At 64.8% G+C, this 13,290-nt stretch carries 9 protein-coding genes; 4 read left to right on the top strand and 5 right to left on the bottom strand.

The genetic code is table 11. From position 1 onward, the window contains the following. Positions 1-65: 65 nt before the first annotated feature. The 3 genes from odhB to typA all read right to left on the bottom strand — a co-directional run bounded on the left by odhB (position 66) and on the right by typA (position 6,487). Positions 66-1,343, bottom strand: coding sequence for a 2-oxoglutarate dehydrogenase complex dihydrolipoyllysine-residue succinyltransferase (gene odhB / locus U4Z64_RS31135; protein ID WP_044846025.1), 1,278 nt, complete (start codon positions 1,341-1,343; stop codon positions 66-68). Positions 1,344-1,479: 136 nt separating this feature from the next. Then, a complete protein-coding gene (locus tag U4Z64_RS31130; protein ID WP_044846026.1) occupies positions 1,480-4,344 on the bottom strand; it encodes a 2-oxoglutarate dehydrogenase E1 component in 2,865 nt (954 codons plus the stop codon). 316 nt (positions 4,345-4,660) lie between these two features. After that, positions 4,661-6,487 (bottom strand): translational GTPase TypA, encoded by a 1,827-nt coding sequence (gene typA, locus U4Z64_RS31125; protein ID WP_044846027.1) that lies wholly within the window; start codon positions 6,485-6,487, stop codon positions 4,661-4,663. A gap of 334 nt (positions 6,488-6,821) precedes the next feature. Between typA and U4Z64_RS31120 the strand changes: the two genes are divergently transcribed. The 4 genes from U4Z64_RS31120 to U4Z64_RS31105 all read left to right on the top strand — a co-directional run bounded on the left by U4Z64_RS31120 (position 6,822) and on the right by U4Z64_RS31105 (position 11,754). Then, positions 6,822-7,313 (top strand): MarR family winged helix-turn-helix transcriptional regulator, encoded by a 492-nt coding sequence (locus U4Z64_RS31120; protein WP_014897211.1) that lies wholly within the window; start codon positions 6,822-6,824, stop codon positions 7,311-7,313. 87 nt (positions 7,314-7,400) lie between these two features. Next, entirely contained in the window at positions 7,401-8,897 is a 1,497-nt protein-coding gene (locus U4Z64_RS31115; protein ID WP_321821968.1) for an efflux transporter outer membrane subunit, read from the top strand. 52 nt (positions 8,898-8,949) lie between these two features. Continuing rightward, positions 8,950-10,167, top strand: coding sequence for an efflux RND transporter periplasmic adaptor subunit (locus U4Z64_RS31110; RefSeq protein WP_044846029.1), 1,218 nt, complete (start codon positions 8,950-8,952; stop codon positions 10,165-10,167). Between the two features lie 27 nt (positions 10,168-10,194). Next, positions 10,195-11,754, top strand: coding sequence for a DHA2 family efflux MFS transporter permease subunit (locus U4Z64_RS31105; protein WP_044846030.1), 1,560 nt, complete (start codon positions 10,195-10,197; stop codon positions 11,752-11,754). A gap of 92 nt (positions 11,755-11,846) precedes the next feature. On the opposite strand, the gene truB is transcribed toward U4Z64_RS31105, so the two are convergent. After that, the gene (gene truB, locus U4Z64_RS31100) at positions 11,847-12,779 is read right to left on the bottom strand and encodes a tRNA pseudouridine(55) synthase TruB (protein ID WP_321821967.1); all 933 of its coding nucleotides are present in this window, start codon (positions 12,777-12,779) and stop codon (positions 11,847-11,849) included. A gap of 13 nt (positions 12,780-12,792) precedes the next feature. Continuing rightward, positions 12,793-13,191: a 30S ribosome-binding factor RbfA gene (gene rbfA / locus U4Z64_RS31095; protein WP_006495346.1), complete on the bottom strand. Its 399-nt coding sequence runs from the start codon at positions 13,189-13,191 to the stop codon at positions 12,793-12,795. Positions 13,192-13,290: the final 99 nt, after the last annotated feature.

Here is a 13,290-nt window from a genome sequence, read left to right as displayed (position 1 = left end):
TGTACGCCCGCACGCTCGCGCAAGTGCGCGAGCGTGCGGGGCGGGTCAATGCAGTGAGACTCGGCTTACAGGTCGAGCAGCAGGCGTGCCGGATCTTCCAGCGCATCCTTCATCGCGACGAGCGACAGGACTGCTTCGCGGCCGTCGATGATGCGGTGGTCGTACGACAGGGCCAGGTAGTTGATCGGACGGATCACGATCTGGCCGTTTTCGACAACCGGGCGCTCCTTCGTCGCGTGCACGCCGAGGATGGCCGATTGCGGCGGGTTGATGATCGGGGTCGACAGCATCGAGCCGAACACGCCGCCGTTCGAGATCGAGAACGTACCGCCCGTCATTTCCTCGATCGACAGCTTGCCGTCCTTCGCCTTCTGGCCGAATTCGGCGATCTTCTTCTCGATCTCGGCGAGGCTCAGCTGATCGGCGTTGCGCAGGATCGGCACGACCAGGCCGCGCGGCGAACCGACCGCGATACCGATGTCGAAGTAGCCGTGGTAGACGATGTCGTTACCGTCGATCGACGCGTTCACCAGCGGGAACTTCTTCAGCGCGTGCACGGCCGCCTTCACGAAGAACGACATGAAGCCGAGCTTCACGCCATGTTCCTTCTCGAACTTGTCCTTGTACTTGTTGCGCAGTTCCATGACCGGAGCCATGTTCACTTCGTTGAACGTCGTCAGGATCGCGTTGGTCTGCTGCGACTCGAGCAGACGCTCGGCGATACGCGCACGCAGGCGCGACATCGGCACGCGCTGTTCCGGACGATCGTTCAGCCACGTTGCTGCCGATGCCGGCACCTTCACTTCCGGCAGCGCCGGCTTCGCAGCAGCGGCCTTCGCCGGTGCGGCGGCCGGAGCAGCCTTCGGTGCGCTGCCTGCGGCCAGCGCGTCGCCCTTCGTGACACGGCCGTCACGGCCCGAACCTGCGACGTCGCCTGCCGACAGGCCCTTCTCGGCCAGCAGCTTCGCTGCGGCCGGCGATGCGGCGGCCGAGCTCGACGCGGTCGCGACGGCCGGCTGTGCTGCCGGTGCGGCTGCAGCAGGGGCTGCCGCCGGCTTCACTTCGGCGGCGCCTGCCGCTGCTTCGGCAGCACCTGCCTTCGCTTCGGTGTCGATCGTCGCGATGATCTGGTCGGCGACCACGGTGTCACCGTCGTTCTGCAGCACTTGCGCGAGCACGCCCGCGGCCGGTGCCGGCACTTCGAGCACGACCTTGTCGGTCTCGAGTTCGATCAGGATTTCGTCCTGCGCGACTGCTTCGCCCGGCTTCTTCTTCCACTGCAGCATGGTGGCTTCCGAAACCGACTCTGAAAGCTGGGGGACTTTGACTTCTACGATAGCCATGTGATTTTCCTGGATGCTTAATCTGGGGTATGACGAGGTTCGTGCGATTCCTTCGGCCGGTGCGGCGCGCGACGCGCCCGGCAGGCCAAAAGAGACGGGAAAGCGCAGTGCGCCTTCCCGTTTCGCTTGACGTCGGTTATTTCGCGATCGATGCGCTCTTCAGGCGGCCGAATGCACCTTCGATGAGGGCCTTCTGCTGCTCGTAGTGCTTCGCGTAGTAGCCAACCGCCGGCGAGGCCGAAGCCGGACGGCCGCTGTATGCCAGCTTCTGCCCTTCCTTCATGCCTTCCTTCAGGTGGTGCTCGACGTAGAACCAGGGACCCTGGTTCTGCGGCTCGTCCTGCACCCAGACCACTTCAGTCGCGTTCTCGTACTTCTTCATTTCGGCTTCGAACTGCTTGTGCGCGAACGGATACAGCTGCTCGATACGGATGATCGCGACGTCGTTCGCCTTCGCTTCGCGGCGATGCGCGACGAGGTCGTAGTACACGCGGCCCGAGCAAGCCAGCACGCGCTTGACCTTCTTCGCGTCGATGCCGCCGTCGGTTTCGCCCAGCACCGGCTGGAACGAACCCTTCGCGAGTTCCGACAGGTCCGACACCGCTTCCTTGTGACGCAGCAGCGACTTCGGCGTGGCGACGATCAGCGGCTTGCGGAACAGGCGGATCATCTGGCGACGCAGCAGGTGGAAAATCTGCGCCGGCGTCGTCGGCTGGACGACCTGCATGTTGTGATCGGCACACAGTTGCAGGAAACGCTCGATACGCGTCGACGAGTGTTCCGGACCCTGGCCTTCGTAGCCGTGCGGCAGCAGCATCGTGAGACCCGACACGCGGCCCCACTTCACTTCGCCCGACGAGATGAACTGGTCGATCACGACCTGCGCGCCGTTGACGAAGTCGCCGAACTGCGCTTCCCACAGCACGAGCGTGTTCGGCTCGGCGGTCGAGTAACCGTATTCGAAGCCCAGCACCGCTTCTTCCGACAGCACCGAGTCGATCACCGTGAACTTCGCCTGACCGTCGGCGATGTTCTGCAGCGGCACGTACGTGCCGTCGTTCCAGCGCTCGCGGTTCTGGTCGTGCAGCACCGCGTGACGGTGCGTGAACGTGCCGCGGCCCGAGTCCTGGCCCGTCAGGCGCACCGAGTAGCCCGATGCGACGAGCGACGCGAACGCGAGGTGTTCGCCCATGCCCCAGTCGAGCGGCTGGTCGCCGCGCGCCATGTTGCGGCGGTCGTTGATCACGCGCTCGACGAGCGGGTGAACCTTGAAGTTTTCCGGGACCGTCGTGATGCGTTCGCCGAGGCGCTTCAGTTCGGCGAGCGGCACGGCCGTATCGGCTGCGTCCGTCCACTTGCGGTTCAGGAACGGAACCCAGTCGACCGCGTACTTGCTCTTGTAGTTCGACAGAACCGGATCGACGGTGTGGTGGCCGTCGTCCATCGCCTTGCGGTACGCCTTCACGTAGTTGTCGGCGTCTTCCGCGGTGATCACGCCCTGCTGCACGAGCTTCTCGGCATACAGCGCACGGGTGCCCGGGTGCTGCGCGATCTTCTTGTACATCAGCGGCTGCGTGACCGCCGGCGTGTCCTGCTCGTTGTGACCCAGCTTGCGGAAGCAGACGATGTCGATCACGACATCCTTGTGGAACTGCATCCGGTAGTCGATCGCGATCTGGATCGCGAGCACGACGGCTTCCGGATCGTCGCCGTTCACGTGCAGCACCGGCGCTTCGATCATCTTGACCACGTCGGTACAGTACAGCGTCGAGCGCGCATCGCGCGGGTCCGACGTCGTGAAGCCGATCTGGTTGTTGATGACGATGTGCAGCGTGCCGTGCGTGCCGTAACCGCGCGTCTGCGCGAGGTTCAGCGTTTCCATCACGACGCCCTGGCCGGCGAAGGCCGCGTCGCCGTGGATCTGCACCGGCAGCACTTGCAGGCCGTCTTCGTCGCCGCGACGGTCCATCCGCGCCTTCGCAGAACCTTCGACCACCGGGTTCACGATTTCGAGGTGCGACGGGTTGAACGCGAGCGACAGGTGGACCGGACCGCCTTCGGTCGACACGTCCGACGAGAAGCCCTTGTGGTACTTCACGTCACCGGCCGGCAGGTCGTCGACGTGCTTGCCTTCGAATTCGGCGAACAGGTCGGCCGGCATCTTGCCCAGCGTGTTGACCAGCACGTTCAGACGGCCGCGGTGGGCCATGCCGATGATGATTTCCTGCACGCCGCGCTTGCCCGCGTGCTGGACGACTTCGTCCATCGCCGCGATGAAGCTTTCGCCGCCTTCGAGCGAGAAGCGCTTCTGGCCGACGTACTTGGTGTGCAGATAGCGCTCGAGGCCTTCCGCTGCCGTCAGGCGATTCAGGATGTGCTTCTTCTTGTCGATCGAGAAGGACGGCGTCGCGCGGGTCGATTCCAGGCGCTCCTGCCACCAGCGCTTCTGTTCCGGATCGCTGATGTACATGTATTCGGCGCCGATCGTGCCGCAATACGTATCACGCAGGCCCTTGACGATGTCGCGCAGCGAAGCCTGGTCGAAGCCGAAATACAGGTTGCTTGCGCTGTACGTCTGGTCGAGGTCGCCTTCGGAGAAGTCGTAGAACGCGGGTTCGAGTTCGGGAATGGCGGGACGTTCGCGACGCTTCAGCGGATCCAGATTGGCCCATTGCGAGCCGAGGAAGCGATATGCGCTGATGAGGGACTGGACGTGGACCTGCTTGCGCGCGGTCGCCAGATTGCTGGTGCTTTCGCGCGGGATGAAGGCATTGGCCTTCGCGCGCTCGGCGAACGATTCGACGATCGGAAAATGAGCGACGTCATTGGCATTCGAGCCGTCGGTTGCAGGCACGTTCTGCAGCGCGTCGAAATACTCTCGCCAGTTCTCCGGCACCGATGCCGGATTGTTGAGGTATGCATCGTACAGTTCTTCAACGTACGAAGCATTGCCGCCGAACAGATAGGAGTTCAGCTGAAACTGCTTCATTACATCTGACATTTTACGCTCACCTTTCTTCGAGCTTCTCGAGAAATAGCGGGTTACTCAACCTTCCGCGACACGGCCTGACCGTTTAGCGGATTGCGAATCAAGTCTTGCTTGGAAGGACCTAAAACTTGCGTGCGCGCAGCATATCACAGAACCGTTACCGAAGTTCACGACGAAATGTGCCCGAAAGCACCGCGCGACGGGGTTTTGCCGGATTGCCACGACCCGCGGGAACAGTGTTTTGCAGCCTGCTCGATTGCGCATCGCGCAGATGCAAAAAAGGCCGCCCGAAGGCAGCCTTTTTCATCATGCAAGGGAACGATCGAACTTAGTCGACCGCGCCTTCGCGGCTCGCGCGGCGACGCTCGTGCTCCTTCAGGAAGCGCTTGCGCAGGCGGATCGACTGCGGCGTCACTTCGACGAGTTCGTCGTCGTCGATGAATTCGACCGCGTATTCGAGCGACATCTGGACCGGCGGCACGAGGCGCACGGCTTCGTCGGTGCCCGACGCGCGCACGTTGGTCAGTTGCTTGCCCTTGATCGGGTTCACGACGAGGTCGTTGTCGCGGCTGTGGATGCCGATGATCATGCCCTCATACAGCGCGTCGCCCGGCTTCACGAACATGCGGCCGCGATCCTGCAGCTTCCACAGTGCGTAGGCGACCGCGGCGCCGTCATCCTGCGAGATCAGCACGCCATTGCGGCGCTCGAAGACCGAGCCGTCCTTGACCGGTGCGTACGAGTCGAAAATGTGGCTCATCAGGCCCGTGCCGCGCGTGAGCGTCAGGAATTCGCTCTGGAAGCCGATCAGGCCACGTGCCGAGATCTTGTATTCCAGGCGCGTGCGGCCGCGGCCGTCGGATGCCATGTCGAGCATTTCGCCCTTGCGGCGACCGAGCTCTTCCATCACGCCGCCCTGGTGTTCGTCTTCGACGTCGACCGTCAGCAGCTCGTACGGCTCGTGGCGCACACCGTCGATTTCCTGCATCACGACGCGCGGACGCGACACGGCCAGCTCATACCCTTCACGGCGCATGTTCTCGACGAGAATCGTCAGGTGCAGTTCGCCGCGGCCCGACACTTCGAACACCGTTTCGTCGCCCGTGTCCTTCACGCGCAGCGCGACGTTGTGGTTCAGTTCCTTCATCAGGCGGTCGCGGATCTGGCGGCTCGTCACGAACTTGCCTTCGCGGCCTGCCAGCGGCGACGAGTTGACGAGGAAGTTCATCGTCAGCGTCGGCTCGTCGACCGTGATCATCGGCAGCGCTTCCGGCGTGTCGACCGCGCAGATCGTCGCGCCGATGCCGACGTCTTCAATACCGTTGATCAGCACGATGTCGCCGGCTTCGGCCGACTCGACCTGCACGCGCTCGAGGCCCTTGAACGACAGCACCTGGTTGATCTTGCGGTTCAGCACGTCGCCTTCCGGACCGAAGCGCATCACGACCGGCTGGCCCGGCTTGATGCGGCCGCGCGTGATGCGGCCGACGCCGATCCGGCCGACGTACGTCGAGTAGTCGAGCGACGTGATCTGGAGTTGCAGCGGCGCTTCCGGATCGGCCGGGCGAACCGGCACGTGCGCGAGGATCGCCTCGAACAGCGGGCGCATGTCGCCTTCGCGGGTCGCCGGATCGAGCGACGCATAGCCGTTCAGGCCCGATGCGTAGACGATCGGGAAGTCGAGCTGCTCTTCGGTCGCGCCGAGCTTGTCGAACAGGTCGAAGGTCTGGTTGATGACCCAGTCGATCCGCGCGCCCGGACGGTCGATCTTGTTGACGACCACGATCGGCTTCAGGCCGAGCGCCAGCGCCTTCTTCGTGACGAAGCGCGTTTGCGGCATCGGGCCCTCGACCGCGTCGACGAGCAGCAGCACCGAGTCGACCATCGACAGCACACGCTCCACCTCGCCACCGAAGTCCGCGTGCCCCGGCGTGTCGACGATGTTGATGTGCGTGCCTTCGTATTCGACCGCGCAGTTCTTCGCGAGGATCGTGATCCCGCGCTCTTTTTCGATGTCGTTCGAGTCCATCACTCGCTCGGCAATCTGCTGGTTCTCGCGGAAGGTGCCGGACTGGCGGAGCAGTTGGTCGACGAGCGTGGTCTTGCCGTGGTCGACGTGAGCGATGATGGCGATATTGCGAAGGGCGCGGGTCATAGAAACCTGGAAATCGTTGAACGCGCAAACGCGCACGCTCGTCAGTCACCGGGACACGTGCGCGCGCGTTGCAGCTTGGAAAGCCTCAAATTATAGCACGTGAGAATGTCGAGAGCCGGACCGTGTGTTGCAACGCGAAAGATGATGCGCCCCGCCCTCGCCTCGCAGAGGGCGATTCCGCCTGCCGACACACCGCCCACGAACGAAGACCCTGACGCCCGCAAGGGAATTTCGGGCCGCGCAGCGCCCGCCCGCTCGTTCGATTAATATTTGCCGCGGCAAGCAAATAGCGCCTATACTGCTGCCTAGTCAACTATTGCAGCTTCAGGGTTTTATGTCGGATTCTCCTTCCCAACCGCCCGTTTCGCCGCTGTCCTCGTATCAGATGAACGACAGCGTCGGTTATCTGATGTCGCGTGTGAAGTCGGTGATGACCAACCTCGTCACGCAGCGCACGCAGGAAGAGCTCGGCATTACGGGCACGCAGGCGAGCATGCTGTTCATGATCGCCGTCGGAAAGTGCTCGACGGCCGCCGAACTCGCGCGGGAATACGGGATCGACGCGAGCGCGGTCACGCGCCTGCTCGATCGCGTCGAGAAACGCGGCCTGCTGTCCCGCGTGCGCAGCATCGAGGATCGGCGGGTCGTACGCCTCGAGCTGACCGATGAAGGCCGCGCGCTTGCCGAGCGTCTGCCGCCGGTGTTCCGCAGCGTGCTCGACGAGCTGCTGGACGGATTTACGCCGGAAGAAGTCGGGTTCCTGAAGAGCATGTTGCGCCGCATTCTCAGCAACTACTGCGAAACCGCGGGCGGCAGCATCACGTAATAGTTGCCATAACAATTACTTTTGACAGATTAATGTAAGGAAATCCTTGCAGTGTCCATCATTCATTCCGAGTCAGGGAACAGCGCGATGAAATCCTCCCCGTTGTCCGTGCGCGCCGGGTCGTGCCGCGCCGCCGTCGCCGCCGCGGTTGCCGCGCTGGCGCTGGCGGGCTGCGCAAACTACATCGGCATCAAGAGCGACAAGCAGATCGCACCCGCATCGCAATTCGAAACCGCCCAGAGCCTGCCGGCCCAGGGCGGCCAGTGGCCGGCGCTCGACTGGGCCAACCAGTTCGGCGATCCGCAGTTGCCGAAGCTGATCGACGAGGCGCTCCAGGGCAACCCGTCGATCGCGCAGGCACAGGCGCGCATCGCGAAGGCGTCGTCGTACATCGAGTCGTCGCGCTCGAACCTGATGCCGAAGGCCGAAGCCAGCTACTCGTGGACACGCGAGCTGTATTCGTCGAACGCGCTGTTCCCGCCCCCGTACGGCGGCCAGTGGTACAGCGAGAACAACGCACTCGCGAGCGCGTCGTGGGATCTCGACCTGTGGGGCAAGAACCGCGAGCGCCTGCACACCGCCGTGTCGCAGGAAAAGGCCGCCGAGGCCGACATGCAACAGGCGCGCATCACGCTCGCGTCGTCGGTGGCCCGCACCTACAACTCGCTCGCCCAGCTGTATGCGCTGCGCGACATCGCGCAGCGCGAGATCGCCAACCGCCAGACGGTCGGCAAGATCACCGACGGCCGCGTGTCGGCCGGTCTCGACACCAACGTGGAACGCCAGACGGCGCGCGGCAACATCGCGACGACCCAGGCATCGCTGTCCGACCTCGACGGCCAGATCACGACCGTGCGCTACCAGCTCGCCGCGCTGCTCGGCAAGGGGCCGGATCGCGGGCTGCAGATCGCCGCGCCGGTGTTGAACCCGACCGGCGAAGTCGCACTGCCCGGCAACCTGCCGGCCGACCTCGTGTCGCGCCGCCCGGACATCGTCGCCGCGCGCTGGCAGGTCGAGGCCGCGATGCACGACGTGAAGGAAGCGAAGGCCGAATTCTTCCCCGACGTGAACCTCGCGGCCGGCTTCGGCTTCGATGCGTTCGGCTGGGGCAAATTCCTGAATTTCGCGAGCCGCCAGGCGCAGTTCGGGCCGGCCATCCACCTGCCGATCTTCGATGCCGGTGCGTTGCGCGCGCAGCTCAAGGGCCGCTACGCGGACTTCGACCTGTCGGTCGCGAACTACAACCAGACGCTGATCAGCGCGCTGAACGACGTCGCGACGCAGGTCGCGTCGATCCGTGCGGTCGATCGCCAGATGGATGACGCGCAGCGTGCGCTCGATGCGTCGACGCGGGCGTACGACCTCGCCGTGATCCGCTACAAGGCCGGCCTGTCGCCGCAGCTCCAGGTGCTGACCGCGGACACCAACCGCCTCGCATCGGAACAGACGGTGACCAACCTGAAGATGCGCCGGCGCGACATGCAGCTCGCGCTGATCAAGGCGCTCGGCGGCGGGTTCGACGCGACCGGCACGCGGCTCGCCGCACCCGACGCCGACAAGCAGACAAGACAGGCCGCCAACTGATCCGGCGCCACCACTACGCAGACACTCGAAATAACGGACGGAGAAAATCGCCATGAGCGACCCTCAACAAAACGCCGCCAGCGCACAGCCGCAGAACAACGGGAAGCGCAAACGGATGATGACGCTGCTGATCGCGGTCATCGTGATCGCGGCCATCGCGTACGGTCTGTACTACTTCCTCGTCGCACGCTTCCATGAAGAGACGGACGACGCGTACGTGAACGGCAACGTCGTGCAGATCACGCCGCAGGTCACGGGTACCGTGATCGCCGTGAAGGCCGACGATACGCAGACGGTCAAGGCCGGCGATCCGCTGGTCGTGCTCGACCCGGCCGACTCGCAGGTCGCGCTGCAGCAGGCCGAGGCCAACCTCGCGCAGACGGTGCGCCAGGTGCGCGGCCTGTTCGTCAACGACGACCAGTACCGCGCGCAAGTCGCGCTGCGCCAGTCCGACCTGTCGAAGGCGCAGGACGACCTGCGCCGCCGGATGGCCGTCGCGCAGACGGGCGCCGTGTCGCAGGAAGAAATCTCCCATGCACGCGACGCGGTGCGCGCCGCGCAGGCGTCGGTCGACGCGGCGCAACAGCAGCTCGCATCGAACCGCGCACTGACCGCGAACACGACGATCGCGTCGCACCCGAACGTGATGGCCGCGGCAGCGAAGGTTCGCGACGCGTACCTCGCGAACGCGCGCAACGTGTTGCCCGCACCGGTCACCGGCTATGTCGCGAAGCGCTCGGTTCAGGTCGGCCAGCGCGTGTCGCCGGGCAACCCGCTGATGTCGGTCGTGCCGCTGAACGCGGTGTGGGTCGACGCGAACTTCAAGGAAGTCCAGCTCAAGCACATGCGCATCGGCCAGCCGGTCGAATTGACCGCCGACATCTACGGCTCGTCGGCCGTCTACCACGGCAAGGTCGTCGGCTTCTCGGCCGGCACGGGTTCGGCGTTTTCGCTGCTGCCGGCGCAGAACGCGACGGGCAACTGGATCAAGGTCGTGCAGCGCCTGCCGGTGCGTATCGAGATCGATCCGAAGGAACTCGAGAAGCATCCGCTGCGCATCGGCCTGTCGATGCAGGTCGACGTCGACATCAAGGACGAGCGCGGCGACCAGCTCGCCAACGCGCAGAACACGGTCTACGAAACGAACGTGTTCGCGAAGTACGGCGACGAAGCCGACGCCGAGATCGCGCGCATCATCGCCGAGAACGCCGGCGGCAACGCGCCCGCACCGGCCGCGGCGAAGTCGAACGCCGCCGCCAAGATGATGTAACGGTTCCGACTCCGGAAAACTATCGACATGGCACAGGCTCCTGTCTCCCACCCGCCGCTGCAGGGCGGGCAACTCGTGCTCGGGACGATCGCGGTATCGCTCGCGGTGTTCATGAACGTGCTCGACACGTCCATCGCGAACGTCGCGATCCCGACCATCTCGGGCGACCTCGGCGTGTCGTCCGACCAGGGTACGTGGGTCATCACGTCGTTCGCCGTCGCGAACGCGATCTCCGTGCCGCTGACGGGCTGGCTGACCGACCGCTTCGGTCAGGTCCGCCTGTTCCTCGCGTCGATCATCCTGTTCGTCATCTCGTCGTGGATGTGCGGGCTGTCGCCGAACCTGCCGTTCCTGCTCGGCTCGCGCGTGCTGCAGGGCGCGGTCGCGGGCCCGATGATTCCGCTGTCGCAAGCGCTGCTGCTGTCGAGCTATCCGCGCGCGAAGGCACCGATGGCGCTCGCACTATGGGCGATGACGACGCTGATCGCGCCCGTCGCGGGCCCGATTCTCGGCGGCTGGATCTCGGACAACTATTCGTGGCCGTGGATCTTCTACGTCAACATCCCGGTCGGCATCGCCGCCGCCGCCGCGACGTGGGCGATCTATCGCAATCGGGAGTCGGCCGTGCGCCGCGCGCCGATCGACGGCGTGGGCCTCGCGCTGCTGGTCATCTGGGTCGGCTCGCTGCAGATCATGCTCGACAAGGGCAAGGATCTCGACTGGTTCGCGTCGACGACCATCATCGTGCTCGCGCTGACCGCTGTCATTGCGTTCGCGTTCTTCGTGATCTGGGAGCTGACCGCCGAGCACCCGGTCGTCGACCTGTCGCTGTTCCGCATGCGGAACTTCACCGGCGGCACAGTCGCACTGTCGATCGGGTACGGCCTGTACTTCGGCAATCTCGTGCTGTTGCCGCTGTGGCTGCAGACGCAAATCGGCTACACCGCGACCGACGCCGGCCTCGTGATGGCGCCGGTCGGGTTGTTCGCGATCCTGTTGTCGCCACTCACCGGGAAGTATCTGCCGCGTACCGATCCGCGCTTCATCTCGACGGCGTCGTTCCTGACGTTTGCGCTGTGCTTCTGGATGCGTTCGCGATACACGACGGGCGTCGACGAATGGTCGCTGACGCTGCCGACGCTCGTGCAGGGTATCGCGATGGCGGGCTTCTTCATCCCGCTCGTGTCGATCACGCTGTCCGGCCTGCCCGGCAACCGCATTCCCGCGGCGTCCGGCCTGTCGAACTTCGTGCGGATCATGTGCGGCGGCATCGGCACATCGATCTTCCAGACCGCGTGGGACCACCGCAACAACTTCCATCACGCGCAACTGGTCGAGCAGGCGAACCCGTACAACCCGACGTTCAACCAGGCCGTCACGCAGATGCGCAGCCTCGGGCTGACGCAGGACCAGGCGCACGGCCTCATCAACAACATGGCCACGCAGCAGGCCGCGCAACTCGGCGTGAACGATCTGTTCTACATCTCGGCGGCGATCTTCGTGCTGCTGATCGGACTGATCTGGATCACGAAGCCGGAGCGCGCGGGCGGCGGCGATGCGGGTGCGGCGGCGTCGGCTGCACACTGAGCACCGCGCTCGAACGAGCGCGCCCAACAAAAAACCCGGTCGATTTCGACCGGGTTTTTTTCGTTCCGACGACGGCGCTTGCGCGTCGCGCGTTACGCAGCCGTCACGACGAGGCGTTCGGGCGCGAGTACGCCGTTGGCCTTGCGCGCCACGCCGAGCAGTCGCTGCGCGTCGTACACGCGCACACGCTCGCCCTCGGCCGCATCGATCGAATCGAGCGCCGACAGCGGCAGGCGCTGGCCGTGCAGGAATCGCTTCGCGCTGGTTTCGTCGAGGCGCACCAACGGAAACGTCGACAGCAACGCGTCGACCGGCTGAAGCCAGGCGTCGCGCGCCGCTTCGGCAGCGTCGGACAGCGCGTCGAGCGTCACCGCATGTTCGAGCGTCAGCGCGCCGACACCCGTGCGACGCAGCATCGTCAGATGTGCGCCGCAGCCGAGCGCTTCGCCGATGTCTTCGGCCAGCGTGCGCACATACGTGCCCTTGCTGCAGGTCACGCGGAACGTCACGTCGGGCAGCTCGCACGCGAGCAGATCGAGCGCATGGATCGTCACGTTGCGGCCTTCCCGCTCGACGGTCTGGCCCGCACGCGCGTATTCGTACAGCGGCTTGCCGTCGCGCTTGAGCGCCGAATACATCGGCGGCACCTGCACGATCTCGCCGGTAAAGCGCGCGAGCGCCGCTTCGACCGCCGCACGGTCGCATTCGACGGCGCGCGTGTCGAGCACGTCGCCTTCCGCGTCGCCGGTGGTCGTGCGCACGCCGAGACGCATCGTCGCTTCGTAGGTCTTGTCCGCTTCCAGCAAGTCCTGCGAGAACTTCGTCGCTTCGCCGAAGCACAGCGGCAACAGGCCCGAGGCCAGCGGATCGAGCGTGCCGGTATGGCCGGCTTTCTTCGCGAGAAGCAGGCGCTTCGCGCGAATCAGGGCGTCGTTGCTCGACAGGCCGACCGGTTTGTCGAGCAGAAGGACGCCATCCAGCGCGCGCCGCGGCACGCGTGGACGCTGGGGAGCTGCAGTCGTCATGGGGCGTGCGCGCTCAATCGTCCTTCGCGGGCGCGTCGGCTTCGTCGTCGTCCTTCGCGCGCGTCGAGTTGGCTTCCTTGATCAGGCGCGACATTTCCACGGCCTTCTCGATCGTCTGGTCGTAATGGAAGTGCAGCGTCGGCACCGTATGAATGTGCAGGCGCTTGAACAGCAGGTTGTGCAGGTGGCCCGACGCGTGGTTCAGCGCTTCCTGCGTCTTGTCCGGATCGCCGGTCAACGCCGTGAAATAGACCTTGGCATGCGCGTAGTCCGGCGTGAGCTCGACGCTCTGGATGGTCACGATACCGATGCGCGGGTCTTTGACCTCGCGCATGATGAGTTCGGACAGATCGCGCTGAATCTGGTCGGCGATCTGAACGTTGCGATTGGGGGAAGTACGTTTCCTGGACATGATCGATCCGTGATCCGTTTATCAGGATAAAGCGACGCGCCGTTGGCGCGCCACCATGAAAATGGGCGGGACAGGCCCAAGCCTGCCCCGCCCCATGAG

This window comes from Burkholderia sp. BCC1996, assembly GCF_905339955.1.
Lineage (GTDB): Bacteria > Pseudomonadota > Gammaproteobacteria > Burkholderiales > Burkholderiaceae > Burkholderia.
This window is presented reverse-complemented; position numbering and strand designations above follow the sequence as displayed.